The following is a 26,124-nucleotide window of genomic DNA, read 5'->3' as shown; positions in this document are numbered from 1 at the left end:
GAGCCGACGTTAGCCGCGATTGCGGTCACTTTCCGGCCGCAGGAACAGCAGCACGGCCAGCACCCGCCGCGACTCGCCGCCGGTGGCGGGCAGGCCCAGCTTGCCGAAGACGCTCGACACGTACTTCTCGACGGCCCGCAGCGTCAGGTAGAGCTTGTCGGCGATGCCCTGGTTGGAATGCCCGCTCGCCATGAGCTCGAGCACCCCCCGCTCCCGCGGGGTGAGCACGGCCAGCGGGTCGTCCGGCCGCCGCCGGGCGACCAGCGAGGAGACGATGACCGGGTCGACCGCGGTGCCGCCCGCGGCGACCCGGCGTACGGCCGAGAGGAACTCCGCGACGTCGCTGATCCGGTCTTTCAGCAGGTAGCCGGCGCCGGCCGCGGAACCGGCGAACAGGGTCATGGCCAGCGCGGGCTCGACGTGCTGGGAGAGCAGCAGGACGGCCGTGCCGGGGTGGTCGGCGCGGATCTTCACGGCGGCCCGCAGCCCCTCGTCGGTGTGGGTCGGCGGCATCCGGATGTCGACCACCGCGACCTCGGGCGCGAGGGTGGCCACCGCGCCGAGCAGCGCGGAGGCGTCGCCGCAGCGGGCCACCACCTCGAAGCCCGCGTCGGCCAGCAGCCGGGCCAGCCCCTCGCGCAGCAGCACGCTGTTTTTCGCGATCGCTACCCGCACGGCACCTCCGCCCGCACCCGGGTGCCGCCGCCGTCGGGGCTCCACACCCGCAGCGTGCCGCCGAGCGCCTCGACCCGGTCGGCCAGCCCGCGCAGCCCGCTGCCGCGCGTGGTGTCGGCCCCGCCCACCCCGTCGTCGGCGATCTCGACCACCAGCACCTTCCCGGCCGGGCCGACCTCGACCGACGCGCCGGACGCGGCCGCGTGCCGGCCCACGTTGGTGAGGCTCTCGCACACCACGTAGTAGGCGGCCACCTCGACCGGTTCCGGCAGGCGACCGTCCACAGTGATGCTGAGCCGCACCGGCACGGCGGACAGCGCGGCCACCGACTCGAGGGCCACCGCCAGCCCGTGCCCGCTCAGGACGGCGGGGTAGAGCCCGTGCGCGAGGTCGCGCAGCTCGGACAGCGAGGTCACGACCTCGGCCCGGGCCTCGGACAGCGCCTGCCGGACCGCCGGGTCGCCGTCGAGGTGCGCCTCGAGCAGGCCGAGCCGCAGCGACAGCCCGACCAGCCGCTGCTGGGCGCCGTCGTGCAGGTCGCGTTCGAGCCGTCGGCGTTCCGTGCGGCCCGCCTCGAGCACCCGGGCCCGGGACGCGCGCACCTTGGCCAGCCGCGCCCGCAGCTCGGCCCGCAACCGGCCGTTGTCGATGACCATCTCGACCGCCGCCACCACGGCCTGCAGAAGGTCGGGCTCGACCGCCGGGTGGTGGGCGAGCGCGGCCACCGGCTCGCCGTCGCGCAGGATCATCGTCACCGACGGCGGCGGCGTGGCGGGGGAGCCGTCGTGATCGACCCAGTTGCGGTATTGCGGCAGCCAGTAGAAGAGCGCGGCGGTCGGGTCGCGCAGGGCCCGGGTCAGCGCGGGCGTCAGATCGTCGGGCTCGGCCCGCAGTTCGACCACCAGATCGCCCACCGAGGCCCGGGCGAGCCGCGCGTCGAGCAGCCCGATCAGGAACGCCACCGGCGCCAGCCCGAGCACGCCCAGCGTCAGCCGCTGCACCAGCGCGAACCCGCTGACGGCGAACGCGCCCATGGCCAGCAGCACGGCGAGCGCGACCAGACCCAGCGCGAACGAGCCGACGAGCCACCGCACGGCCCGTCGCTCACGTCTCAGCCGTACGCCCAGAAGCCCCACCCCGGCCAGCAGCAGCCCGCTCAGGGTGATCAGTTCGATCCCGTGCAGCACGTCGACGAGCCCCGGCGCGTCGGTCACCGCGAGCAGATTCGCCTCGCCGAAGGCGCCCAGCAGCATGACCGTCAACTGCAGACCGATCGAGACCGCGTACGCCACCCCGACCAGCACACGGGCCGGGCCCCCGAGCCGGCCGCTCGGGAAGGCCAGGAACACGTGCAGGAACAGCGCCACGACGAGCAGATCGACCGCCTGCCCGACCGTGAACAGCAGCGGATCGGAGGAACGGGCCAGATTGGACAGTGCCGCCCCGAAACCGACCACGACCATGAGCCGCCCGAACCCGCTCTCGGGCCGTCGGCTCCAGGCGAGCAGACCGCAGAAGACGTACGCCAGAAGGATCCACACGAACAGGGCGGCCGGCCCGAGCTGGCCGCTGGGGCGGGCGAGGGCCAGCGAGACGACCGCCGCGGCGAGGCCGGCTGCCGCCAGGCTCCACCGCAGCGTACGGCTGGGAACCGCGCGCTCGTCGATGCCAGCAGGATAGGCCGGTCAGCCCCGGAAGGAACATGCCAGAAAACCGGCCTGTGGACAGCGGGCAGGCACGGTGCCGCCGGCGCCCGGACCGGACGACCGTGAACGGCATGACAGCACTTGCCGCGGCGATCCGCCGCCACCCCCTGATCACCTTCTTCGTCCTGGCGTTCGTGATCGGCTGGTCGCCCTGGCCGTTCGGCATCGAGGGCACCGCCCTGCTGCCGTGCGCGCCCCTGGTCGCCGCCGTGATCGTCGGCGCGGTGACCGGCACCCTGCGCGACCTGGGCAGTCGCCTGATCCGCTGGCGTGTTCCGTGGTACTGCTACGTGGCCGCCATCGGTCTGCCCCTGGTCGTCATCTTCGGCACGGTGGGCCTGCACGGCGGCGCGTCCTGGCAGTTCGCCTGGGCCGACCTGGCGATCCTGTTCGCGCTGCGCTGGATCAACCCGCTCGACGGACCGCTCGGCGAGGAGCCCGGATGGCGCGGTTTCGCCCTGCCCCGGCTGGACGCCCGCCACGCGCCGCTGCTGTCGGCTGCCGTGCTCGGCCTGGTCGCGGCGGTCTGGCACCTGCCGCTGGTCTTCGTGACCCAGGGCAACAAGGTCGGCTGGGTGGGTCTGCTGACCACGTTCGTGATCACCTTCGTCTACTGCTGGCTGTTCCGCCGGGCCAACGGCAGCGTGCTGCTGGTCATGCTCTTCCACGTGATCCAGGGCACGATCGTTCCCGGCACCTTCGGGTACGAGGGCCAGGACGTCGACGACGTGCTGACTCTCGGCTTCTACGCGTGGATGACGGTCGCGGTCGCCCTGGTGGTCTTCGACCGCGCGGCCTGGCGTCCGGCGCCGCGTGCGGTCGGCGTCCGTCCCTCGGCCGGGGTCCTGACAACCCCGGTGGTGCAGCCCTGAGCATTCTCAGGGTGATCTCCGGGTATGGCCCGATGGCCCGGCGAGCATGGGATTGGAAGGCTGATCCCATGCTCGCCGACGTGATGAACACCGCCGCCGCCTTCGTCGACTGGTTGTCCACGCTCGACCGGTGGATGATCCTCGGCTTCACGTTCCTGTCCGCCGCCATCGAGATGACGTTCCTGGCCGGCTTGCTGGTGCCGGGCGAGTCGGTGGTCATGCTGGCCGGGTCGTTGCCCGACGGGCCGCTCGGTTTCGTCGCCGTTCTCGCGGTGGGCACGGCGGGTGCTCTGGCCGGGCAGATGGCCGGGTACGCGGTGGGCCGGGCCTTCGGGCCCCGGCTGCGCACGACCCGGCTGGGCCGCCGCATCGGCGCTGCCCGCTTCGACCGCGCCGAGAACTACCTGCGCGACCGGGGCGCATCGGCCCTGGTGGCAGTGCGCTTCGTCGCGGTCGTGCACGCGGTCGTCCCGATCGTGGCGGGCGTGGTGCGCATGCCGTTCGGGCGCTTCGTCCTGTGGTCGGGCCTCGGCACCGCGCTGTGGGTCGGCGCGTTCGCCGGCGTCGGCCTGCTGACCGCGGGCGCCGATGCCACCGGTGGCCTGGGCCTGCTGCTCACCGCGATCGGCGCCACCTGCCTCGGCGTCGTCCCGATCCTGGCTCGCCGCCTGCGCCGCCCGTCCGTGGTGGCCTGCGCCTCGTAACTCCGGCATGCTGAGGTCTCGGACGGACCGACGAGGGGCGACGGCATGATCGCGCGGACCTGGCGGGGTTGGACCAAGGCGTCGGAGGCCGACGACTATCAGCGGCACTACGCGACGGTGGTGGCCACCGAGTTGCGGGGCATCGAGGGTTTCCGGGGCGCCCGGCTGCTGCGGCATCAGGCCGGCGACGACGTGCGCTTCACGTCGATCACGTTCTTCGCCGACATCGACGCGATCCGGTCGTTCGCGGGCGACGACTACGGATTCGCCGTGGTGGCCGAGGAAGCGCGCACGGTGCTGACCCGCTGGGACGAGCGGGTCACCCACGACGAAGTGGCCGTCTTCGTCACCTAGGCCGCACGGTGGGCAGGCGAGAGGCGCGCACCGTGGCCCGGCGGGGACCGACGATGCGGCCCTGGTCGCTCACCTCGATGCCCTCGACCTCGTACCAGAGATCACCGTCCTGGTGGACGGGGGCGCCGGCCAGGATCCGGTCGATGCGGAGCCGCAACGGGCCGATGCCGTATCGGTAGTCCTCCTCGGCGAAGGTCCAGATGGTGCCCGCGGGTCTGTCGTCGATGGTCATCTCACCTCGCGGGGCCGAGCGGCGCACGGCCGCGTCAGTATGTGGAACGCTGGCGTCCATCCTGCGCGGTGCTGTGCAGCTGCACAAGGGCATCTGCACGTGCATGTGCTCTTGCATGAGGGAATTATGTCCGATTGTCTTATGGATCGTCCGACGAACGCCCCGGCGAATCGCCGCTTTCGACCTCTGTCGGTATCTTTCCCGTCACGCGTTGCCACACCCAGCCGGCCGGGACCTCGCGACCCGAGATCACGTATTCGGCCACGACCCGGTTGGTGACCGTGTCGACCAGCGCCCGCCGCGAGTAGGGCCGGCCGACGAACAGGATCTCGTCGCCCGTCCGCACCTGCACGTCGTCACCCGGGCCGAGCACCGTCCCGCCGTCGCGCGCGAGCATCAGCGGGACGGTGTCCAGCCGCTTGTCGCGGTCGCGCGGGCTGCGCACCAGGTCGCCGAGCGCCACCCCCGACCGCAGCCACGGCTGCAGGGCCGGCGCGTCCCGCTCGGAGAGCGTCATCTTCCACAGCGCGCCCAGCCGCGCGCCGCAGTAGGCCCGCATGCGGTCGAGCGTGTCGGCCGCCCAGTCGTCGCCCAACTCGGGCATCTCCCGCAGGAAGCGCCACAGCATGGGCGTGCTCAACCGGGCGTAGATCTCGCGGGCGGCCATCTCGCTCGGCACCAGCAGCCAGTCGATCTCCATGGCGGCGAACAGCGGGGCGTTGGCCGGACGGTTCTGCCGCGCCCCGATGAACAGGGACGGGTTCGCCGTGCGGGCGGCGGCCACCAGCGACAGGTTCGTGGCGTCGTTGTCGGTGCCGGCCACGAAGCCCGCCGCGGTCGACAGGTCGGCCTCGGCCAGCGCCGACGGCTCCGACGCGTCACCCGCGATGATCCTCAGGCCGGGCTTGGCGTCGGGGTGCGGGTCGATCACCGTCACGTCGAGGCCGTCGGCGCGCAGGTCCTCGGTGAGCTTGTGCCCGAACCGCCCGAAACCGCAGACCACCCAGCGTCCGCTGCCCGGCGGGCGCCCGAGCTGGGGCATCTCGGCGCCCTCCTCGCGGATGAGCCACGACAACAACAGGTACGACGAGGGCGCGTGCAACGCCAGGCGCAGATGATCCCCGTACCGGTCGAAGGGGTTGACCACCGTCGGCGAGCCGAACGCGCGCATGCGGTGCTCGATCGCCGGCGAGACGGTGCGGGCGATCACCGGCAGCCCCGGGCGCACGAGCGCGACCGTCATGGCCACGATCAGGTTGACCTCGTCGTCGTCGGTCAGCGCCACGACTCCCTCGCAGCCCGGGTGCTCCAGGCCGGCGACGCCCAGCGTGTGCGGATTGCGGGCGTCGGCCACCAGGCCCGGGATGTCGGAGAAGTAGGGGTCGATGTCGAGCGTGTCGATGTGCTCGGGAGAGCTGTCGACGACGACCAGGCGGCGGCCCATCGAGTCGAGCGCGTGACCGAGCAGCTGACCGGTCTGCCCGTACCCGACGACCAGCAGGAACGGTTCGCGCAGGCGCTTGACGGTGCCGGTGAAGCGGCGCAGGGCGAGGGCCTCGCGGAACGCCCGGTCGCGCAGGGTCGCCAGCAGCGAACCGATGGCGTAAGCCCACCCGATCACCGTGAGGTAGATCGTGGCGGTCACCCAGAGCCGCTGAGCGCCGGTGAACGGGTGCGGGATCTCGCCGTACCCGATGGTGGTGGCGGTGTAGCTCATGAAGTAGAAGGCGTCGAAGAACCCCATGCGTACGGGGTTGCCCTCGGCGTCCTGCCCGGGGATCAGGGTGAGGCCGAAGACGCTGATCGCGAAGATGAGGATCAGCACGATCAGGGGCGCCCGCATGCGGCGCAGCACCAGGAAGACGGTGGGGGAGCTCTCGGCGGGGCGCGCGATGGCCGTGTGCCGGTGGAAACGTCCGCGGGGGACGGGCCGCTTCATCGCCGCTGGAAGGTCGTCGTCTCGATCACCAGCAGGGCGACGGACACGAGATTGGCCAGCAGCGCCCCGCCCGAGAGCGAGACCACACTGGCCGTGGCCTCGGGCGTCATGCCCGCGGTGGAGATCTGCGTGGCGTACACCCAGGTGAGCGTGGCCGCGATGAGCTGGAGGTCGGCCACCAGGCTGGTCGCCAGGTGCACGGCGCCGATCTGGGTGCGGTCGCCGAACTTGAGCACCGTGGCGATCAGGTTGACCACCACGGCGGCGAACAGCTCGTACTCGTTGTGCAGGGCCGCGTTCGAGATGTCGCCGATGAAGAACCCGAAGTTGAGGGTGGCTGCCAGCAGCACGAAGAAGCCGAAGATGACCTTCTCTAGACTCATGAGCCGTCCGCCACCACGGCACACACGCTAGTGCCTCCGGCGTTTCCGTGCATGACTCTCGACCATGTCGTCGGCCGGGACGGGTCGCTCTGTCGGCCCATGGCGCGAGTGCGACGCCGCTGGTAGTAGTTAGGCGTGCTGAGGGCCATCGAATGGGCCGTGCTCGGAATCGGTAGCGCGGCCGCCATCGTCTACGGGGTCCGTCGCCACCGGCCGGCCCGGATCGGCCCCTGGCTGCTGCTCGCCGGGGCCATCGTGGCGAGCACCGCCGGTGACGTGCTGACGGCCTTGAACCGGCCTGCTGCGGCCGTTGTCTTCTTCTACGTCATGTTCGTGCCGGTCACCTGGGCGCTGCTGCGTCTGACCCGCGTCGGTGCGATTCTCGTCGACCGGGCACGGCTCATCGACCTGCTCGCGTTCGCGTGCTCGGCGCTGCTGGTGGTCTGGGTGTTCGTCATCGGCGATGCGGGCCGGATCGGGAACATCTCCGGGGCGTACGTCATCGGAGCCCTGCTGCTCCTGGCGGTGGTCGTCCGTGTGCTGGTCGCCGTGGGCCGCAACGTCTCGGCCGCGCTGCTGGTCGTCGGTGCGGTGGGCGTCCTGGTCAGCGACATCGTGCAGCCGCTGTGGCCGGGCCGGCTGAGCGAGTCCGGGTTCGTGGTGCTCTATCTGTCCTGGGGCGCCGCCGCGCTGCACCCGTCGATGGTGCGGCTCACCGAGCCCGCGGCGCCACGGGCGAGCTCGTGGCGCATGCGCTGGGCGGTGCTGTTGGGCATCTCCGTCGCGACCCCGCCGGTCGTTCTGCTGATCGAGGCGATCAACGGCACGGTCGGCGACGGCGTGGTGATCGCCGTGGCCGGCGCGATCACTCTTCTCCTGACCATCACGCGGCTGACCGACTCGGTGACCCTGAACGGTCAGGCCCTGACGCGTGAGCGCGGCCTGCGGCAGGCGAGCGCCGCGCTGGTCGCCGCCGCCGACACAGCCGCTGTGGACGAGGCCGTCCGAGCCGCGATCGCCGAGCTCATGCCGCCGGACGCCGTCCGGAGCACCGTGTTCGCCGTCGACGACCGCCAGCCCACGCTCGAAGCGGTGCCCGGACTCGGCGCCGGCCCACCGACCCGCAGCTGGTGGGCCGAAAACGAGGACGACGGCTACGCCACACTCGTCTGCCCGCTCTGGCTGGAACCGCTCGCCGTCGCCCGTCCCGGCGGCGGCGCCCTGATCCTGGTCGGTCGCCGGGACATCCTCACCGCCACCCGCGACACCCTCGAGGTGCTGGCCGGTCAGGCGGCGCTCGCGCTGGATCGCATCTCGCTGGTGGAGGCGGTCGGCCGCCGCGACAGTGACCTCTATCTGCGCGCGGTGATCCGGAACAGTGCGGACATCATGGTGGTGATCGACGAGGACCAGCGCATCCGGTACGCCACTCCGTCGCTGCGCGAGCTGCTCGGCGCCGACGACCTTCCGCCGCTGGCCACACTCGACGATCTGGTGCATCCGGACGATCGCCACCAGCTGCGTCAGGCCTTCCGCAGCTCGGGCGACGGCGTGGTGTTCTGCTCGCTGGTGCGGGCCGACAGGAGCCAGGTGCTGGTCGAGGTCACGTACCGCGACCTGCGCGCGGACCGCCTGGTCCAGGGGTTCGTCGTGACGATGCGGGATTTCACCCAGAGCCATGAGCCGAACGAGCTGCGCCATGGCGGCAACCTGGACGAGTTACCGGCGCGGATGAACCGGCGCAGCTCTCGGCACAAGTTCCGCTACTGAGCCGGAAACGGTCAGGTGATCAAGGGCAGGTCTGATCAACCCCGAGAGCCAGGTCCTGACCAGCGGAGTCCGGTGCCCGCCGCGGCATGACGCCGGGCGGGCACCGGGTCAGCCGCTACCAGCGCAGGTAGTTGTCCTGCGTCTGGGCGTTGAAGGTGTCGGTGCGGAAGAACTTGGCGATGTTCGTGCGGTAGTCCTTGAGCTCGAGCACGTCGACGCCCTTGGTGATGTCGTTCGAGTAGATGTAGCCGTTGTACCAGTAGGCGGACCACGAGCCGCCGCCGGTCAGAGTGCTCAGGGAGAGCGGGCCGCGCTCCCAGTAGGCGATCTCCTTGGGCTTGCGGGAGTCGGTGAAGTCCCAGACCGAGATGCCGCCGAGGTACCAGGCCTGGACCATGATGTCGCGGCCGGGGACGGGGATCAGCGAGCCGTTGTGGGCCACGCAGACCTCGGTGTCGGCGTTGTAGCGCGGGATCTTGAAGTAGCTGCGGAAGACCAGCTTGCGCTTGTTGCCGTGGCCGACGATGTCGTAGATGGCGTCGGCGCCGCGGTTGGGGCCGACGGTCGCGTTGCAGGTGGCCGCGCCGCCGCCGCCGAGTTCGTCGGTGAAGACCACCTTGGTGCCGCTGTTGTTGAACGTGGCCGAGTGCCAGAACGCGAAGTTGACCTCGTCGCGGACCGTGTTGATGATCCGGGGCTTGACCCTGTCCGAGATGTCGAACAGGACGCCGTCACCCATGCAGGCGCCGGCGGCGAGGTTCTTCTCGGCGTACACGGTGATGTCGTGGCAGCCCGTCGTGGCGGAGCCCCGCTCACTGCCGGGGAAGCCGCCGTCGGGGAAGACGACCGGCGTGGCGACCACGGCCGCGGCCGTCGGGTTGCGCACGGGCACCTTGACGATCGAGATCTTGTCGTGCGGCAGCGCGCAGTTGGGCAGGTCGACGCCGGCCAGGTTGTACGACGAGATGTACAGGTAGACGTTCTTCTCGCCGCGCTTGCCGGGGACCAGCGTCTGCGTGTGCGAACCGCAGTCGGTCTTGACGGACTTCAGGTATTTCGGCGTCAGCGGGTTGCTGATGTCGAAGATCTTGATGCCTTCCCAGCGCTCACCGGGCACGGCGGTCGTGGAGGCGGAGTTGACGCAGGTGTCGTTCGTGCGCTGCGAGTCGGTGCCGAGGAAGAGCAGGTTGCCGCTGATCGAGATGTCGTTCTGCGAGCCCGGGCAGAGCACCTGGGCCGCCACCGTCGGCGCCTTGGGGTTCTTGACGTCGTAGACGTAGAACCCGTCGTAGTTGCCGCCGTACGCGTACCGGCCCTGGAACGACCAGTCCGTGTTGGCGCCGGTGAGCGGGCCGGACTTGTCGAGGTGAGCGACCTGCTTGAGGTTCGGGCTGCTGACGATCTCGTCGATGCCCGGTATCGTGTTGCCACCGACGGGCGTCTGCGCCGCGCTGCTCCCCGGAGCTGTCAGCAGACCGGTGATCAGTGCGAAGGCACTGACAGCGGCCAGGCGCTTGAGCATCCGCCCTCGTGGGGCAGTGTGCTTCATGGGTCTCCCTCCCTGGACGCTTCGTGCGGCGAGGTGGCGGCGCACGATGCGTATTCACTTTTGTCGTTACAGTAGTGGCCGCGGGCGGTTCCGGAAACATCTTTGATGATCGATACGGGAGGACCGGTGGGTCGGGTCAGGACATCGACACTCGTCGCGGCTGTGGTCGTCCTGGCGGGCGCCGTGACCTTGGCGGTGGCGGCCCGCATGGGCTCCGACGGGTCGGCGGCCGCGCCCCGGCCGAGTGTCAGCGCGGCTCCGCCGCATCGGGTCGTGCTGCCGGGCGCGCCCGGCGACGAGGCCGTTGTGAGCGACTCCGACAGGGTCAAGGCGCCCGACGGGTCCACCTACAACGCCATCGACACCACGTTCGTCCAGATGATGATCGTCCATCACCAGCAGGCGATCGAGATGGCGAAGCTCGCCCCGGGTCGCGCCGCCAACGAGCGCCTCGGCGGGCTGGCCGACCGGATCGGCGACGCCCAGCCGTTCGAGATCACCTTCCTGCGTACGTGGCTGAAGGAGCGAAACCTGCCGGAGAACGACCCCAAGCATGATCACGGGTCGATGCCGGGCATGCAGAGCGACGCCGACATGGCCGCCCTGGCCGCCAGCACCGGCGCCGCGTTCGACACCAGGTTCGCCACGATGATGACCGACCACCACCGGGGCGCGCTCAGCATGGCGGCCGACGTCATCAAGGGCGGCAGCGACGAGAAGCTGCGCGAGGTGGCCAACGAGATGGCCGTGGAACAGGGAAGTGAGATCCGGCGCCTGGCGCAAGTGACCGCCGGGTAACGTGTCGCCATGCGTACGGCATTGACCGACCTGCTCGGTGTCGAGCACCCCGTTGTCGGCTTCAACCGATCCCCCGCCGTGGTCGCGGCGGTCACCAACGCGGGCGGCTTCGGCGTGCTCGCCGCCTCGGTCTACGGCCCCGAAGAGCTCGACGCCCAGCTCACTTGGATCGAGGAGCAGGTCGAGGGCAAGCCGTACGGGGTCGACCTGCTGGTCCCCGAGAAGTTCGTGCCCGGCGACCCGGCCGACCTGGTCGCCAGCATGCGGGCCCAGATCCCCGAGGAGCACTTCGCGTTCGTCCGCGGCCTGCTCGAGAAGTACGACATCCCGCCCGCCCCGACCGTCGACCATCAGCAGGTCGCGGCCTCGCTGACCACGCCGGGCGCGATCGCGCTGCTCGACACCGCGTTCAAGCACCGCATCGCGCTGATCGCCAGCGCGCTCGGCACCCCGCCGCCCGAGCTGGTGGCCCGGGCCAAGGAGCTCGGGGTCGTGACGGCGGCGCTGGTCGGGCAGGCCCGGCACGCCGAGCGGCAGATCGCGGCCGGCGTCGACGTGCTGGTCGCGCAGGGCACCGAGGCCGGCGGGCACACCGGCACGATCGCCACGATGGTGCTCACCCCCGAGATCGTCGACATCGCCGGGGAGCGGCCGGTGCTCGCCGCGGGCGGCATCGCGGACGGGCGGCAGATGGCGGCGGCGCTCGCGCTGGGCGCGTCCGGCGTGTGGTGCGGCTCGGTCTGGCTCTCGAGCGCCGAGGACGTCGCGGTGCAGGCGATCAAGAACAAGTTCCTGGCCGCGAGCTCGGCCGACACGTTGCGCTCACCCACCCGTACGGGAAAGCCGGCCCGCCAGTTGCGGACAGCCTGGCACGACGAGTGGGCGGCGCCGGGCAGCCCGGCCCCGCTGCCGCTGCCCCTGCAGCCGATGCTCGTCGACGAGGCGTGGCAGCGGATCGACGCGGCGGCCGAGGCCGGGCACGAGGGCGCGCTGCAGCTCGAGTCGTTCTTCGTCGGGCAGGTCGTCGGGTCGTTCCGCGACATCCGCCCGGCCGGCGAGATCACCCGCACGATGGCGGCCGACTGCGCGGCGCGGATCCGCGAGCTCGCCGAGCGTCTGTGATGGTCGATCCCCGCACGCCGGTGCTGGTCGGCGTGGGTCAGGTGTCGGAGCGGCTCGACTCGCCGGGGTATCAGGCGCGCTCGCCGGTCGACCTGGCCGCCGATGCGGCGCGGGCGGCGCTGGCCGACGCCGGCGTGGACGCGTCGGCGGTCGACACGGTGGCCGGTGTGCCGCAGTTCGAGATCTCGCTGCCGTGGGCTGTGCCGCCGCTGGGGTGCTCCGACAACTTCCCGCGTTCGGTGGCCGGGCGGCTCGGGGCCACGCCGCGGCGGGCGGTGCTCGAGGTCGGTGGCGGGCAGGCGCCGCAGCATCTGGTGAACGAGTTCGCGGCGGCGATCGCGGCCGGCCGGGCCGACGTGGTGCTGTTGTTCGGCTCCGAGGCGATCTCGACGATCACGGCGCTGGCCACGACCGATTCGCCGCCCGATTTCACCGAGCGCCCGGGCGGATCGCTCGAGGCGCGCGGGCACGGGCTCGACGGGATCGTGTCGATGCACCACGTGGCGCACGGGCTGTCGGACACGCCCTCGCAGTACGCGCTCATCGAGAACGCGCGGCGGGCCCGGCTGAAGGTGTCCCGGGACGACTACGCGATGGCCATCGGAGAACTGTTCTCCCCGTTCACGGCAGTGGCGGCGGCCAATCCGCACGCGGCGGCGCCGGTGTTCCGCGACGCCGTTTCGCTGGTGACTCCCACTGCCGCCAACCGGCCGATCGCCGATCCGTACACGCGCTACGTGGTGGCGCGCGAGAAGGTGAATCAGGGTGCGGCCGTTCTGCTGATGTCGGCCGGGAAGGCACGGCAGCTCGGCGTACCGGAAAGCAGTTGGGTCTTTCTGGCCGGGCACGCCGATCTGCGGGAGCGGAATCTGCTGGAACGGGCCGACTACGGCACTTCACCGGCCGCGGCCCGGGCGGCGCAGCACGCTCTCGAGATCGCGGAGATTTCCAGTTCGGACCTGACGGCGATCGACCTCTACAGCTGTTACGCGGCGCCGGTTTTCATCGTGGCCGAGGCCCTGGGAATCGCGACGAACGACGCCCGCGGGCTCACGGTGACCGGCGGGCTGCCGTTCTTCGGCGGGCCGGGCAACAACTATTCGATGCACGCCATCGCCTCGGTGGTCGGACGGGTGCGGTCGGCTCCGGGCTCGTACGGCTTCGTCGGGGCCAACGGCGGCATCATGAGCAAACACTCGACGGGCGTCTACACCACCATTCCGTACGCCTTCCGCCCGTCCCGCAGCGAGCAGATCCAGGCCGAACTGGACGCTGTGCCCGCGCCCGCCGAGGCTTTGTCGGCCGACGGCCCGGCCGTCATCGAGACGTACACGGTGAAACACTTGCGCGACGGCCGCCGCGAGGGAATCGTGCTCGGCCGCCTGGAGGACGACGGCCGCCGTTTCGTGGCCCGCGCCGACGCCGTTCTCGACCTGCTCACCGCGGGCGAACCGATCGGCGAGCGTGTGACGGCACGCTCCACGACCGACGGAAACGTTGTCGTGCCCCGGTGACCACCACCCTGCGGCTGACAGTCACCGCGCTGGCGATCCTGGTGTGCGGGCTCGCCGGCATGGGCTGGTCCCTGCTCACCAGTCCGTACGGCGCCGACCCGAACACCACCTCGGCCGGCTGGTTGTTCCTGTTCCTGGCGGCCGCCGTGGCCGGGCTGACCGTGGCGACACTGCGCGGCAGCCTCAAGGCCTGGCTCGCCACCTGCGTCATCGCGGTGCTGATCGTGCTGGTGCCCGCGACGTACTGGCTGTCGGAGGCGGCCGGCAGCCTGGGCGAAGCACCCGAGGACACGATCCGGTTCACCGCCACCGCCACCGCCACCGCCACCGATCGCTCGTCGTCGTTCGCCCTGGGCGAGCTGAGCTCGTTCATCGCCTTCGCCGGAGCGGCCGGCGCCATCGTCCTGCGGCTGCGGCCCGCCACCCGCCTGGCGCTGACCCGACGCCGCACCCCGCCGGCCGGACCTCAGGACTGAGCGTCGCTTGCAACGGCCTTTAGGCCGGGCGCAAGCGGATCGCAAGCGGGCCGGGTGAACCTCTCCTCCGAAAACGTATGGAGGAGAGAAGACATGTCTCGCTTGCTTGGTCGGCTCGGAGGAGCGGCGGCCGCGCACCCCTGGCGCACGGTCGGCGCCTGGCTGGTGGCGCTGGTAGCCCTCACCGGCCTGTCGCTGGCCGTCGGTGGCGCGCCGCGCGACGACTACAACGTTCCCGGCACGCAGTCGCAGGCCGGCACCGAGTTTCTGCGGCAGCATCTTCCGCAGATGTCGGGGACGGACGCGCGCGTCGTCGTGCACTCGGATCGGCCGATCGATCCCGCGGCGCTCGAAGCGCTGCGGGAGCGCCTGGCCGAGGTCGACGGTGCGGCGGTCGTCGCACCGGCCCGGATCTCGGCCGACGGCGACACCGCGCTCGTCGGCGTCCAGTACGACATCCCGGTCACCGACTTCCGGGGCGCCGAAGGCATCGACGCGCTCCGCTCGGCAGCCGCGCCGCTGGTCGAGAACGGCCTGCAGGTGGAGTTCGGCGGGCAGGTCGCCGAGAACGTCCAGGCCCCCAGCGGTACCGCCGAGTTGGTGGGCATCGTCGCCGCGCTCGTGATTTTGGCGTTCGCGTTGGGCTCGGTCGTGGCGGCCGGGCTGCCGATCGCCGTCGCCATCGCCGGGCTGGCCGGCAGCGCGGCGCTCATCACCCTGGCGGAGCGGGTCACCGACGTCAGCTCCATCGCGCCGACGATCGCGACGATGGTCGGGCTCGGCGTGGGCATCGACTACGCGTTGCTGCTGGTCGCCCGGCACGTCGAAGGACTGCGGGCGGGTCTGACGCCCCGGGCGGCGGCTGCCGCGGCCAACGCGACGGCGGGCGTGTCCGTGGTCGTGGCCGGGCTGACCGTGCTGGTCTCGTTGTTCGGCCTGAAGCTGTCCACGCTGCCCACGTACTCGTCGTTCGGCTACGCGACGTTCTTCGCGGTCACGGCGGTCATGGCGGCGGCGCTCACCCTGGTTCCGGCGCTCTGCGGTCTGGCCGGCCACCGCGTCCTGCCCCGGAGATCGCGCCGGGCGCCTCGGCCCGCTCTTACGGCTCGGTGGGCGGCCGCGGTGTGCCGGCGGCCGGGGCTCGCGGCGGTGGCCTCACTGATCGTCCTGGCCGTGCTGGCCGCGCCGATGCTGGGCATGCGCACCTGGCCCCAGGACGCGGGAAGCATGCCGGAATCGCACACCACCCGCAAGGCGTACGACCTGGTGGCGGCCGAGTTCGGAGCCGGCGCCAACGGTCCGCTGATCGTCGTGGCCGATCTGGCGAAGGCCCCCGATCTGGGGGCGCTCTCGGCGGCCCTGCGCGCCCAGCCCGGCGTGGCCTCGGTGGCGCCGCCGACGGTCGAGGGTGGTGCGGCGGTCATCGTGGTCGAGCCGGCCACCGGCCCGCAGGACGAGGCGACCACCGGCCTGCTGCGCCGGTTGCGCGACGACGTGCTGCCCAGCGGCGTGCTCGTGACCGGCCTGGTCGCGGTGTTCGCCGACATCTCGGACCGGCTGGCCGACCGGCTGTGGATCGTGGTCGCCTTCGTGGTCGCGTTGTCTCTGGTGCTGTTGACCGTGCTGTTCCGCGCCCCCGTGGTGGCCGTCAAGGCTGCGCTCATGAACCTGCTGTCGGTCGGGGCCGCGTACGGGGTGCTGACCTTGATATTCCAGAACGACGCCACCGCGCGGCTGGTCGGCCTGCCCCATGCCGTTTCCGTGTCGAGCTGGGTGCCGGTGCTGCTCTTCACGGTGCTGTTCGGCCTGTCGATGGACTACGAGGTGTTCCTGCTGTCGCGGGTCCGCGAGGACTGGCTGCGCACCCGCGACGCCCAGGGCAGCGTGATCCGCGGCCTCACGGCCAGCGGCCGGGTGATCAGCAGTGCGGCCGCCATCATGGTCGCGGTGTTCACCGGCTTCGCCCTCGACCCCGACGTGACCGTCAAGATGATCGGCCTGGGCATGGCCACGGCCGTGCTGATCGACGCCACGATCGTCCGGCTGGTGCTGGTCCCGGCCACGATGACGCTGCTGGGCCGGGCCAACTGGTGGCTCCCGCCCTTCCTCGACCGCATCCTGCCCCACGTCGAGGCCGAGCCTGACGCGCCGGAACCGGTCCGCCACCCGGAGCTGGTCGGCTGACCTTCAGGAAACGGACGTGGAGGGGAGCCGGGTCAGCACCGCGAGCACCCGCTTGTTGGTGGTGGCCCGGCCCGCCCCGATCTTCAGATCCATGCCCAGCCGAGCGGGAGCCGGGGCCTTCAATCTCTTGGGCGGGGCATCGAGTTCAATACGCCGGCCGAATTTTGGCCCTCCTGCGCAGCCACAACGCTCATCTCAACTCGGCCTTCTCGCAAGTAGGATCGGCCTTTCGTGGGTTGGTCCACGTTCAAGTGAAGCCTTGTCACGTTGCCGACAAGGCCTCGAACATAGATTTGTGTCTTCCGGATCGCTGAGCTGCTGGCTTTTCCGCCGCATGGGATTCCGGCTGAAGTGGACCGAGCATGTTGAGAGCTCGTCGTCTTGTCGCGGTAGTGGTCGCCGGCCGGATCGACGTCGACGAGGCCGCGCATCCAGACGGGCACCTGCGTGGCCGGCCCGTAAGCGTGCCCGAGCCAGCCCCAGTCGATCTCGTCCAGGCCGCTGAACATCGCGGCATCGCAGATCAGTCGTGGCCGGAGTCGCGGGGGACGAGGCCCGTGCGGACGGCGTGCAGGGCGGCCTGAGTGCGGTCGGCCAGCCCCAGCTTCATCAGGATGCTGGAGACGTGGGTCTTCACCGTCTTCTCGGCCACCACCAGGGCGCGGGCGATCTCGCGGTTGGAGCGGCCGTCGGCGATCAGCGCCAGCACGTCCCGCTCGCGGGCCGTCAGCGCGGGGGTGTCGGCCGGGGCGCCCAGCAGGGTGGTGGCGACCTCCGGTTCGAGCAGAAGGTGGCCGGCGTGCACCGAGCGCACGGCCGCGACCAGGGCCTGCGGGTCGACATCCTTGGAGAGGTAGCCGCGGGCGCCGGCGCGGACGGCGGGCAGCAGGCGGGCGCGGTCGGTGAAGCTGGTGACGACCAGGACCCTCGCGGGCAGGGCGCGGCGGGCCAGTTCGCGCAGGACGGCCACACCGTCCATGCCGGGCAGCACCATGTCGAGCAGCACCACGTCGGGCGCCGTCTGCTCGACGAGGTCGATCGCGGTCGGGCCGTCCGCGGCCTCGCCGGTCACCCGCAGATCGGCCGCCAGTTCGAGAAAGATGCGCAACCCCCGCCGTACGGCGGGATGGTCGTCGACGATCAGCACCCGGATCTCAGTCACCGGGCACCTCCAGGAGCACCGCCGTGCCTTGGCCGGGCGTCGACGTGAAGACGGCGTGGCCGCGCACCGAGCAGGCCCGGTCGCTCATCGACCGCAGGCCCAGGCTGCGCCCGGCCTTGAGGGTGGCGGCGACGTCGAAACCGGCGCCGTCGTCGGCGACCTCGAGCCGCACCCCGCACGACCCCAGCCGGGCCAGGCTGACCCGGATGACGTGGGCGCCGGCGTGGCGCACGGCGTTGTGCAACGCCTCTTGGGCGACGCGCAGCACCACCGCCTGCTGCGCCGGGGACAGCACGGGCGGATCGTCCTCTGTGTAGTGCAGGCGGGGGCCGTCGGCGCCCGAGGCACGGTCGAGGACCTGCACCTGCTTGCGCAGCACGTCGGGCAGGCCGTCTTCGTCGAGCCGGGCCGGCCGCAGCTCGAGCACGGCCGCGTGCAGCTCTTCGGCTGCCTCGCGGGCCAGCGCGGTGACCTCGGCCAGCCGGGCCCGGGCGGCGGCCGGGTCGCGCTCGATGAGCAGGTCGGCCGCCTGCGCGGTCAGCCGCAGTCCGAACAGGCGCTGGGCCACCGCGTCGTGCAGGTCGTGAGCGATGCGGGCGCGTTCCTCGGCGATGGTCAACTCGCGGCTGCGCGCGTAGAGCCGGGCGTGGGTGAGCGCGATCGCCGCGTGCGCGGCCAGCACCCGCACCAGCTCCTCGTCGTGGGCGGTGAAGCCGCCGGGCTTGTTGGCCAGATAGAGCGCGCCCAGGATCTCGTCGCCGTTCATGATCGGCACGCCCAGGAACGCCTCGAGGACGGGATGGGCCCGGGGCCACCAGTCGAACCGCGGGTCGGCCCGGATGTCGTCGAGACGCTGGACGACCGGCTCGCGCAGCGTCACCGCGAGGAAGCCGTGCTGGCGGGGCAGCGGGCCGATGGCGGCCTGCTGCGCGGGGGAGACACCGGAGACGAGGAACTGGGCGAACGAACCGTCGTCGTCGGGCACGCCGAGCGCCGCGTACTCGGCTGCGGCGAGCTCGCGGGCCGTGTCGACGATCGTCTGCAGCACCTCGGGCACGGTGAGCTGGTCGCTGACCGCCAGCACGGCCGCGGAGAGGCGGCGTGCTGTGCTGAGCTGGTCGGCGGCGGTCACGGGCCCACCATAGCCACGAGCAGGGCCGGCCGCCTCGGGCCACGGTCCTAGGACCAAGGTCGTGCTCAAGAGCCGACCTGGGTCCGACGCCGCGGGCCGCCGGAGCGGGCAGGGTCGGGGCATGACGAACACAGCCGTTATCACCGGCGCTTCCCAGGGGCTCGGCGCCGCCCTCGCCCGCACGCTGGCCGGCGCCGGTTGGGCCCTGGTCATCGATGCCCGTACCGGAAAAGACCTGGAGGTGGTGGCCGCGGAACTCGGCCGGGTGACAACCGTGGTGGCGATAGCGGGCGACGTCGTCGACGACGACCATCGCGCCGAACTGGCCGAGGCCGCCTCGAAGCTGGGCGGGGCCGACCTGCTGGTCAACAACGCGTCCACGCTGGGCGGCAGCCCGCCGCCCGCGCTGGCTGACTTCCCGCTGCCGGCGCTGCTCGAGACGTTCGAGGTCAACGTGCTCGCGCCGATCGCGCTGACTCAGCTCGTGCTGCCACAGCTGCGGCTCTCGGACGCCGGGGCGGTGCTGAACATCAGCTCCGACGCTGCCGTGGAGGCGTACGAGGGCTGGGGTGGTTACGGCGCCGCGAAGGCCGCGCTCGACCACGCGAGCGCGGTGCTGGCGAAGGAAGAGCCGGAGGTGCGCGTGTGGTCGGTGGATCCGGGCGACCTGCGGACGCGGTTGCAGCAAGAGGCATTCCCCGGCGACGACATCTCGGATCGGCCGCTGCCGGAAACGGTCGGGCCGTACTTCGTGAAGCTGGTCGACGAGCGGCCGGCCTCGGGAAGGTACGTCGCCCGATGACGCTCGTCGATTTCGAGCTGCCGACCGGACTCGAGGCGCGTGAGCCGGTGGAGGCCCGCGGTCTGACCCGCGAGGGCGTCCGGCTGATGGTGAGCCGGGGGAGCGCGGTCAGCCACCACCGGTTCACCGAACTGCCGCGCCTGCTCGGCCCGGGCGACCTGCTGGTCGTCAACAACTCGGCGACGTTGCCGTCGGCGATCGACGCTTCGGGCGTACGCCTGCACGTCTCGACCGAGCAGGCCGACGGCAGCTGGCTGGTCGAGGTGCGCGACGCCCCGGCCCGGGCCGGGCTCCGGCTCGAGGTGCCCGGCGGCGCGCTCACGCTGGTCCGCCCGTTCACGGCGCGGCTGTGGGCGGCGACCCCCGCGGTCGGCACGGGCCGCGTGGAATACCTGACGCGGCACGGGCGGCCGATCCGCTACAGCTACACCGACCGGGACTGGCCGTTGCACGTCTATCAGAACGCGTACGCGACCGAGCCCGGCAGCGCCGAGATGCCGAGCGCCGGGCGGCCGCTGACCGGCCGGGTGCTGGCCGAACTGGCCGGCCGGGGCGTGGTGGTCGCGCCGGTCACCCTGCACACCGGGGTGGCGTCGCCCGAGGTCGACGAGCCGCCCTACCCGGAGTGGTACCGGGTGCCCGCATCGACCGTCCGCCTGATGAACCACGTGCGGTCGGCGGGGAACCGTGTGATCGCCGTCGGGACGACGGTGGTGCGGGCGCTGGAATCGGCCGTCGCCGGGCCCTCGTCGGGCTGGACCTCGCTGGTCATCGAGCCCGACCACGTCGTGCGGTCGGTCGACGGGCTGCTCACGGGCTTGCACGAGCCGCGTGCCTCACACCTCAAGATGCTGACGGCCGTGGCCGGTGAGGACGCTCTGCGGGCGGCCTACGCCGAGGCACTGCGCGAGCGCTACCGGTGGCACGAGTTCGGCGACGTGCACCTCATACTCGGGCCTCAGACCGGCGGCGTCTGACGCAGGGCGGAATACGGCTCGGGGTCGCCGCGGAGCATCGCGGACAGGCCCTATGCGGCCGCTCACAATCGCAGCGCAGCCCACTGTCCGCGCGGTAGGAAAGACCGCATGACAACCGTGGACCGGGCCGTGCTCGACAATCCCGCGTGGACCCGCGGCGGACGTGCCCGAGATGCTCGACCTCGTGGCGCGCGCGAGGCCCGGGCCGTTCGGGCCGCGTACCCGTGAGCCCGGCACCTATCTGGGCATCCGGCGCGAGGGCGCGCTGGTCGCGATGGCGGGGGAGCGGATGCGCCCGCCCGGCTGGGCCGAGATCAGCGCCGTCTGCACCGACCCCGCGTTCCGTGGTCAGGGCCTGGCCGCCCGGCTGATCCGGGCGGCCGTCCGCGAGCGCGGCGAGACGCCGTTCCTGCACGCGGCGGGCACCAACACCGGGGCGATCCGGCTCTACCTCGCCATGGGCTTCCAGCATCGGCGGGACATCAATTTCCATGCGTACCGGCGGGTCGCGAGCTAGACTCGCCGCAGTCTTCCGAGAGCAGGAGCAAACAGATGGCAGGCGACGACGACATCTCCGGGTGAGGTCCCCGGTCCACGTCGTCCCTCGCTGTCTCCCGCCCGGCCCACACGGCCCGGCGGCCTTCTTCGCGGAGCCTCTTCATGTCCGACGCTTTTGTCGTCTGCACCTCCCTGTCCTTTTCCTGGCCCGATGACACCCCGGTCTTCGACGACCTCACGGTGTCGGCGCCGGCCGGGCGCAACGGCCTGGTCGCGGCCAACGGCACCGGCAAGTCCACGCTGCTGCGGCTGATCGCCGGCGAGCTGACACCCACCGGCGGCACGGTCACCGTCGGCGGCGTGCTCGGCTATCTGCCCCAGCACCTGCCCTTCGCCTCGGAGCAGTCGGTCGCCCAGGTGCTCGGGGTCGACCGCACGATCGCCGCGCTGCACGCCGTCGAGGCCGGCGACGCCACCGAGGAGCACTTCGCCACGGTCGGCGCCGACTGGGACGTCGAGGAGCGCAGCCGGGCCGAGCTCGACCGGCTCGGCCTCGGTGACGTGGCCCTCGACCGGCGTCTCGCCACGCTCAGCGGCGGTCAGGTGGTGTCGCTCGGGCTGGCCGCGCAACTGCTCAAGCGGCCCGACGTGCTGCTGCTCGACGAGCCGACCAACAATCTCGACGGCGAGGCTCGCGAGCGGCTCACCGCGGTGCTGCGGACGTTCGCCGGGTGCCTGCTCGTGGTCAGCCACGACCGGGCGCTGCTCGACGAGATGGACCGCATCGCCGCCCTCGAGCACGGGGAGATCCGGTGGTACGGGGGCAACTTCACCGCGTACGCGGAAGCCGTGGAGGCCGAACGTGAGGTCGCCGAACGGCAGGTGCGCAACGCCGAGCAGGACCTGAAACGGCAGAAGCGGGAGATGCAGCAGGCCCGTGAGCGCACTGCCCGGCGGCAGTCGACCGCCGCCCGCAACCTGGGCAGCGCGGGCCTGGCCCGGATCCACGCGGGCAACCTCAAGAACAGCGCCCAGGTCTCGGCGGCCCGCTCGAACGACGTCCACGCGTCCCGGGTGGTCGACGCGCAGGCCCGCTACGACGAGGCGAGCTGGGCGGCCCGGCAGGGCGACCGGATCGTCGTCGACCTGCCCGGAACGGCTGTGCCGGCCGGGCGCACGGTCTTCACCGGGACGGGGCTGCAGGCCACGTACGACGGGCGGCCGGTCTTCGCCGGCGCGGGCATCGACCTGATCATCCGGGGGCCGGAGCGGATCGCGCTGGTCGGGCCGAACGGCGCCGGCAAGTCGACGCTGATGCGGCTGATCAGCGGCGACCAGCAGCCGAGCGCGGGCACCGCCGCGCGGGCCGAGGGCCGGGTGGCGTACCTGTCGCAGCGCCTCGACCTGCTCGACGGCGATCTGACGGTGGCGCAGAACCTGGCCCGTTCGGCCCCAACGCTGGCCGACGCCGAGCGGATGAACCTGCTGGCCCGGTTCCTGTTCCGCGGCGACCGGGCCCACCTGCCGGTGCGGGGTGCTCTCGGGCGGCGAGCGGCTGCGGGCGACGCTGGTGTGCGTGCTCTTCGCCGAGCCGGCGCCTCAGTTGCTGCTGCTCGACGAGCCGACCAACAACCTCGACCTCGAGAGCGTCGGCCGGCTCGAGGCGGCCCTCACGGCGTACCGGGGAGCGTTTGTGGTCGTCAGCCACGACGAGCGGTTCCTGGAGGCGATCGGGATCGACCGCCGGATCAGCCTGGCCTGAGAGAGCCGCCGGATCAGCCTGGCCTGAGAGCCGCCGGATCAGCCTGACCTGAAAGAAAAAGAGCCGCGCCCGTCGCTCGGACGGGCGCGGCTCCTCATGGGCGAATCAGGCGGCGTACTTCTCCACCAGGCCGCCGAGGGCCGGCAGAGCGGCCTCGATGTGCTTCGAGGCGCCACCGCGGACGGTCTTGTAGGCCTTGACGACGACGGCCTTCTCGGAGGCGTTCGCCATGTCGTCGGTGACCAGCAGCATGGCCGGGGTGACCTCGTCCTGGCGCTTGGCCAGGTATTCACCGAAGGTGCCACCGCCGGCGGCCCGGAAGTCGGTCCAGAACGGCTGCAGCTGCTCCAGCATCGACGGGACCATGATGTTCAGGGTCTCCTCGTAGTAGCCCGGCGCGAACGAGGTGACCGCCTTGTAGGCAAGCTTCACCGCGCCGGCGGAGATGCCCGACTTACCGGCGAGCTCGGCCTCGACCAGCGCCTGGGCGTCCTTGACGATGGCAGCCTTGGTGGCCGGGTTGTCGGAAAGCTCAAGAAGGTTCAAAACCATGGGTGTACGCGCTCCTCATCACGGGACAACGGCGAGCACACTACTCAATGCAGAATCACTTTCAACTCCTGCCTCTGCCGTCTCGCCAGATGCCCCGCCCTGGCTAGGATCTTCGGTCTGAACGGTCATTCGGATGACCCGTTCGGCCGGGTGGCCACGCCCCCGCCGGTAACCCCCGTCTGCTAGTGGCGCGGCACGGTGGTCAGGCGGCGGGGCAGGTTCGCGGCTCGCTCAGCGGCTCGGCGCCGAGGGCGTCGAGGACCAGAGCGGTGACGTACGGATCGGTCGGCAGCTCGCTGTGGGCGGTGCGCGCGGCCGGGCAGATGCTCTGCAGCGACACATTGACGGCGCCGTCCAGGCGGGCCGAGTCGGGCGGCTGGACGGTCTCGTCGTTCTCGGTCCAGATCGACAGCCAGGGCAGCCGGCCCGGCAGCGCGCCGTCGATGCTGTCCAGCAGGTCGCTGCCGGGTGCCAGCTCCTGACAGGCCCGCGGGCACTGTGCGCCCCCGAACCGCGCGCCCAGCCCGGCCAGCCGGGTGCCGTGCAGCGGCGAGCCCAGCGAGACCACCCGCCGGGCCACCTCGGCCCCGTCGTGGCGCTCGACCCACAGCCGGGTGACCACGCCGCCGGCCGAGTAGCCGATCACGTCGACCGAGGGCGCTCCGGCGGTCACCGCCTGGCGGGCGGCGGCGTCGAGCAGGTCGGCCTGCTCCTCGAGCCGGCCGGTGCCGTCGCCGGGCAGGGTCAGCACGGTCGCCGTGCGCCCCTCGGCCCGCAGCCGGTCGGCCAGCCGGCTCAGCCCGGCGCGGTTGCCGCCGTAGCCGGGCACGAGCAGCACGGTTCCGGGCCGGGCTTGATCGGGCCGGGGCCCGTCGTCGTCCTCCCCACCGAGCAGGCGCACGCCGGCCAGCGTCAGCAGCAGGAGCACCAGGGCGCCGGCCGCGGCCGGCAGCAGGTACCGCACCGGACCATCATGCGGCAGCGGGCCGCGCCGATTCCGGCGTTCGGGCCAGACCGGCCGGCCACCAGCAGCGCCGGCGGACGAGACTCAGGGCAGCAGCTGATCCAGGGTCGGCGCCTTGGTGAAGATGCCGTCGCGCTCGCCCAGCAGCGCCACCCGCTCCAGCGAGCGGCGGTTGATGTCCTCGGGCCAGCTGGGCAGGATCATCGCGATCCGGACGGTGTCGTTGATCTGGGTGTACGTGCCGACGACGTCACGCACCTCCTCGGGGTGGCCCGCCGCGTAGCGCATCGACTCCTTGATGGCCTCGGTGAAGTCGGTGACCAGCTTCGGCTTCGCGGCCATGGTGCCCTGACTGGTGAAGTAGAGCGCCACGGTCAGGTCGGGCGCGGTGTCGACGAAGTTCGAGGCCAGGATCTGCCCGCCCTGGGTGAGCACCGCGCTCAGCGCCGGCTCGACCACCCACGCCGCGTCCACCTTGCCCGCCTGCAGCGCGCCCGGCATGTCAGGGAACGGCATGGCCTGGAAGCGCAGGTTGCCCGCGTCGCCGCCGGCCCGCCGCACCGACTGGCGCACGGTGGTGTCGCCGAGGTTCTTCAGCGTGTTCACCGCGATCCGCTTGCCGGCCAGGTCGCGGGCCGAGCGGATCGGGCTGCCGTCGGTCACCACGATCGCCGAGAAGTCGCGCCCGGCCCGGCCGTTGGAGGCGACGCCGCTGGCCACCGCCTTCAGCGGCGCGCCGCCCGACTGCGCGGCCATCAGCGAGGTCACGTTGCTGAAGCCGAACTGGTACCTGCCGCCGAGCACTCCCTCGACGATGGGCGCGCCACCCTGCTCGGAGGTGAGCGAGAGGTCGATGCCGCGCTTCGCGAAGTAGCCCTTCTGCTTGCCCAGATAGATCGGCGCCACGTCGATGATCGGGATGACGCCGACGCTCACCTTCGTGCCGCCGGCCGCCTCGGGCTTCTTGTCGTCGGAGCATGCGGCGCCGGCGAGCACCAGGACGGCGGCAGTGGCGGCGGCGAGGATCCGGCGCATAGTGTGCCCTTTCGGATACGCGGCGCAACTGCGCCGGGCGCAATTTACCGGATCAAGGGCATCGTGGGCTCGGGCGGAAAGGGAAAACTAAATGTCTGCCCGTCCGTCGCGCGCGTCAGCCCGTCGCGGCCAGTCGCTTCAGCGCCGCGGCGGCGTTCGAGCTGATCGGGGCGCCGTGGCCGGGCAGGATCGTGCGCACGTCGAGGGCGGCCAGTTTCTTGATCGACGCGGCGGCCGTCGTCATGTCCTCGCTGTACTGCGGATCGGGGCCGACCAGGCCGTCGGTGGTGGTGCGCAGCGCGTCCCCGGTGACCAGCGTCCCGGTCGACGGGTCGAAGATGGCGATGTGCCCGGCGGTGTGGCCCGGCGTGCCGATCACCTGCAGTCCGAACACCTCGTCGCCGTCCTTCAGCGGGGTCAGGGGCTGCGCCGACTGGATCGAGGAGACGTCGGCCTCGCCCGTGTAGAACGTGGCCCCGGTGGCCTGCGGCTGGACGTCGCCGAGACCGCCGGCGTGATCGTCGTGCTTGTGGGTCAGCACCACATGGCGTACGGCGGAGAAGCCGCTGCCCGCTGCCGTGAGCCCCTTGCCGATGGCATCGCCCGAGCCGGGTACGCCCAGATCGACGATCGCCGCCTCGGAGCCCCGGATCAGCAGGTACGCCGAGACGAACGAGAGGTCGACCCGCTTCCAGGCGCCGGGACCGGCCGAGCCCGAGGGCGCCGCGCCGGACGGTGGGGCAGTCGTCGTCCCGCCCGCCGGCGAGTTCGTCGTCCCGCCCGACGGCGAGGAGGAGTCCGAGCAGGCGGAGAGAACGGCCACGCCGAGCACCCCCGAGCCCGCGGTGAACAGAAGCCTTCGGCTGAACCGAGCATCACCCATGACCCGATGCTCGGCCGCGCGGTCGATGATCGCCACCGGTACGTGTCGTTCGTATCCGATTCTTAGCCGCCCGAGCTGG

24 protein-coding genes and 1 pseudogene are annotated in these 26,124 nt (G+C 71.8%); 13 read left to right on the top strand and 12 right to left on the bottom strand.

What is annotated here, in order from left to right:
* Positions 1–9: 9 nt before the first annotated feature.
* Positions 10–675, bottom strand: coding sequence for a response regulator transcription factor (locus LXN57_RS44020; protein ID WP_251804270.1), 666 nt, complete (start codon positions 673–675; stop codon positions 10–12).
* Positions 666–2,216: a sensor histidine kinase gene (locus LXN57_RS44015; RefSeq protein ID WP_251804269.1), complete on the bottom strand. Its 1,551-nt coding sequence runs from the start codon at positions 2,214–2,216 to the stop codon at positions 666–668. Before LXN57_RS44015 ends, LXN57_RS44020 begins: the two co-directional genes overlap by 10 nt.
* Positions 2,217–2,452: 236 nt before the next feature.
* On the opposite strand from LXN57_RS44015, the gene LXN57_RS44010 reads away from it, so the two are divergent.
* From LXN57_RS44010 to LXN57_RS44000, 3 genes are all read left to right on the top strand, one after another.
* On the top strand, positions 2,453–3,253 hold the full coding sequence (locus LXN57_RS44010) for a CPBP family intramembrane glutamic endopeptidase (RefSeq protein WP_251804268.1): 801 nt from the start codon (positions 2,453–2,455) through the stop codon (positions 3,251–3,253).
* A gap of 68 nt (positions 3,254–3,321) precedes the next feature.
* Positions 3,322–3,957: a DedA family protein gene (locus LXN57_RS44005; RefSeq protein ID WP_251804267.1), complete on the top strand. Its 636-nt coding sequence runs from the start codon at positions 3,322–3,324 to the stop codon at positions 3,955–3,957.
* Positions 3,958–4,002: 45 nt separating this feature from the next.
* Positions 4,003–4,311, top strand: a complete 309-nt coding sequence (locus LXN57_RS44000; protein WP_251804266.1) for an antibiotic biosynthesis monooxygenase — start codon at positions 4,003–4,005, stop codon at positions 4,309–4,311.
* On the opposite strand, the gene LXN57_RS43995 is transcribed toward LXN57_RS44000, so the two are convergent.
* From LXN57_RS43995 to LXN57_RS43985, 3 genes are all read right to left on the bottom strand, one after another.
* The gene (locus LXN57_RS43995; RefSeq protein ID WP_251804265.1) at positions 4,304–4,543 is read right to left on the bottom strand and encodes a hypothetical protein; all 240 of its coding nucleotides are present in this window, start codon (positions 4,541–4,543) and stop codon (positions 4,304–4,306) included. The genes LXN57_RS44000 and LXN57_RS43995 overlap by 8 nt on opposite strands.
* Before the next feature lie 139 nt (positions 4,544–4,682).
* Positions 4,683–6,482 carry a potassium channel family protein gene (locus tag LXN57_RS43990; RefSeq protein WP_251804264.1) on the bottom strand — a complete coding sequence of 600 codons (1,800 nt, stop codon included), beginning with the start codon at positions 6,480–6,482 and terminating at the stop codon, positions 4,683–4,685.
* Positions 6,479–6,865 carry a DUF6394 family protein gene (locus tag LXN57_RS43985; RefSeq protein WP_221374616.1) on the bottom strand — a complete coding sequence of 129 codons (387 nt, stop codon included), beginning with the start codon at positions 6,863–6,865 and terminating at the stop codon, positions 6,479–6,481. Before LXN57_RS43985 ends, LXN57_RS43990 begins: the two co-directional genes overlap by 4 nt.
* Before the next feature lie 135 nt (positions 6,866–7,000).
* Here LXN57_RS43985 and LXN57_RS43980 point away from each other — a divergent pair, with 135 nt between their 5' ends.
* Positions 7,001–8,635, top strand: coding sequence for a PAS domain S-box protein (locus tag LXN57_RS43980; RefSeq protein ID WP_251804263.1), 1,635 nt, complete (start codon positions 7,001–7,003; stop codon positions 8,633–8,635).
* 115 nt (positions 8,636–8,750) lie between these two features.
* On the opposite strand, the gene LXN57_RS43975 is transcribed toward LXN57_RS43980, so the two are convergent.
* Positions 8,751–10,184 carry an LVIVD repeat-containing protein gene (locus LXN57_RS43975; RefSeq protein WP_251804262.1) on the bottom strand — a complete coding sequence of 478 codons (1,434 nt, stop codon included), beginning with the start codon at positions 10,182–10,184 and terminating at the stop codon, positions 8,751–8,753.
* Positions 10,185–10,310: 126 nt separating this feature from the next.
* Here LXN57_RS43975 and LXN57_RS43970 point away from each other — a divergent pair, with 126 nt between their 5' ends.
* The 5 genes from LXN57_RS43970 to LXN57_RS43950 all read left to right on the top strand — a co-directional run bounded on the left by LXN57_RS43970 (position 10,311) and on the right by LXN57_RS43950 (position 16,278).
* Positions 10,311–10,982, top strand: a complete 672-nt coding sequence (locus tag LXN57_RS43970) for a DUF305 domain-containing protein (RefSeq protein WP_251804261.1) — start codon at positions 10,311–10,313, stop codon at positions 10,980–10,982.
* A 9-nt stretch (positions 10,983–10,991) separates the two neighbouring features.
* Positions 10,992–12,104: an NAD(P)H-dependent flavin oxidoreductase gene (locus tag LXN57_RS43965; RefSeq protein ID WP_251804260.1), complete on the top strand. Its 1,113-nt coding sequence runs from the start codon at positions 10,992–10,994 to the stop codon at positions 12,102–12,104.
* Positions 12,104–13,618 carry an acetyl-CoA acetyltransferase gene (locus LXN57_RS43960; RefSeq protein WP_251804259.1) on the top strand — a complete coding sequence of 505 codons (1,515 nt, stop codon included), beginning with the start codon at positions 12,104–12,106 and terminating at the stop codon, positions 13,616–13,618. Before LXN57_RS43965 ends, LXN57_RS43960 begins: the two co-directional genes overlap by 1 nt.
* On the top strand, positions 13,615–14,094 hold the full coding sequence (locus tag LXN57_RS43955; protein ID WP_251804258.1) for a hypothetical protein: 480 nt from the start codon (positions 13,615–13,617) through the stop codon (positions 14,092–14,094). Before LXN57_RS43960 ends, LXN57_RS43955 begins: the two co-directional genes overlap by 4 nt.
* A gap of 93 nt (positions 14,095–14,187) precedes the next feature.
* The gene (locus tag LXN57_RS43950; RefSeq protein ID WP_251804257.1) at positions 14,188–16,278 is read left to right on the top strand and encodes an MMPL family transporter; all 2,091 of its coding nucleotides are present in this window, start codon (positions 14,188–14,190) and stop codon (positions 16,276–16,278) included.
* 523 nt (positions 16,279–16,801) lie between these two features.
* Here LXN57_RS43950 and LXN57_RS43945 read toward each other — a convergent pair.
* Positions 16,802–17,440 (bottom strand): response regulator, encoded by a 639-nt coding sequence (locus LXN57_RS43945; RefSeq protein ID WP_251804256.1) that lies wholly within the window; start codon positions 17,438–17,440, stop codon positions 16,802–16,804.
* Positions 17,433–18,572 carry a GAF domain-containing sensor histidine kinase gene (locus LXN57_RS43940; RefSeq protein WP_251804255.1) on the bottom strand — a complete coding sequence of 380 codons (1,140 nt, stop codon included), beginning with the start codon at positions 18,570–18,572 and terminating at the stop codon, positions 17,433–17,435. The genes LXN57_RS43945 and LXN57_RS43940 overlap by 8 nt, the downstream gene beginning before the upstream one ends.
* 121 nt (positions 18,573–18,693) lie before the next feature.
* On the opposite strand from LXN57_RS43940, the gene LXN57_RS43935 reads away from it, so the two are divergent.
* From LXN57_RS43935 to LXN57_RS43920, 4 genes and pseudogenes are all read left to right on the top strand, one after another.
* Positions 18,694–19,374, top strand: coding sequence for an SDR family NAD(P)-dependent oxidoreductase (locus tag LXN57_RS43935; RefSeq protein ID WP_251804254.1), 681 nt, complete (start codon positions 18,694–18,696; stop codon positions 19,372–19,374).
* The gene (locus LXN57_RS43930) at positions 19,371–20,351 is read left to right on the top strand and encodes an S-adenosylmethionine:tRNA ribosyltransferase-isomerase (protein WP_251804253.1); all 981 of its coding nucleotides are present in this window, start codon (positions 19,371–19,373) and stop codon (positions 20,349–20,351) included. The genes LXN57_RS43935 and LXN57_RS43930 overlap by 4 nt, the downstream gene beginning before the upstream one ends.
* A 172-nt stretch (positions 20,352–20,523) precedes the next feature.
* Positions 20,524–20,868, top strand: coding sequence for a GNAT family N-acetyltransferase (locus LXN57_RS43925; protein WP_308206707.1), 345 nt, complete (start codon positions 20,524–20,526; stop codon positions 20,866–20,868).
* 143 nt (positions 20,869–21,011) lie between these two features.
* Positions 21,012–22,611, top strand: a pseudogene (locus LXN57_RS43920) (ABC-F family ATP-binding cassette domain-containing protein).
* Between the two features lie 105 nt (positions 22,612–22,716).
* On the opposite strand, the gene LXN57_RS43915 reads toward LXN57_RS43920, so the two are convergent.
* The 4 genes from LXN57_RS43915 to LXN57_RS43900 form a co-directional block, all read right to left on the bottom strand.
* Positions 22,717–23,163 carry a DUF6918 family protein gene (locus LXN57_RS43915; protein ID WP_251804252.1) on the bottom strand — a complete coding sequence of 149 codons (447 nt, stop codon included), beginning with the start codon at positions 23,161–23,163 and terminating at the stop codon, positions 22,717–22,719.
* A gap of 202 nt (positions 23,164–23,365) precedes the next feature.
* Positions 23,366–24,127: an esterase/lipase family protein gene (locus LXN57_RS43910; RefSeq protein ID WP_251804251.1), complete on the bottom strand. Its 762-nt coding sequence runs from the start codon at positions 24,125–24,127 to the stop codon at positions 23,366–23,368.
* Positions 24,128–24,211: 84 nt separating this feature from the next.
* Positions 24,212–25,162 (bottom strand): ABC transporter substrate-binding protein, encoded by a 951-nt coding sequence (locus LXN57_RS43905; protein WP_251804250.1) that lies wholly within the window; start codon positions 25,160–25,162, stop codon positions 24,212–24,214.
* Positions 25,163–25,277: 115 nt separating this feature from the next.
* Entirely contained in the window at positions 25,278–26,045 is a 768-nt protein-coding gene (locus LXN57_RS43900) for an MBL fold metallo-hydrolase (protein ID WP_251804249.1), read from the bottom strand.
* Positions 26,046–26,124: the final 79 nt, after the last annotated feature.

The sequence above is a fragment of the Paractinoplanes hotanensis genome (assembly GCF_023717965.1).
GTDB lineage: Bacteria > Actinomycetota > Actinomycetes > Mycobacteriales > Micromonosporaceae > Actinoplanes > Actinoplanes polyasparticus.
This window is presented reverse-complemented; position numbering and strand designations above follow the sequence as displayed.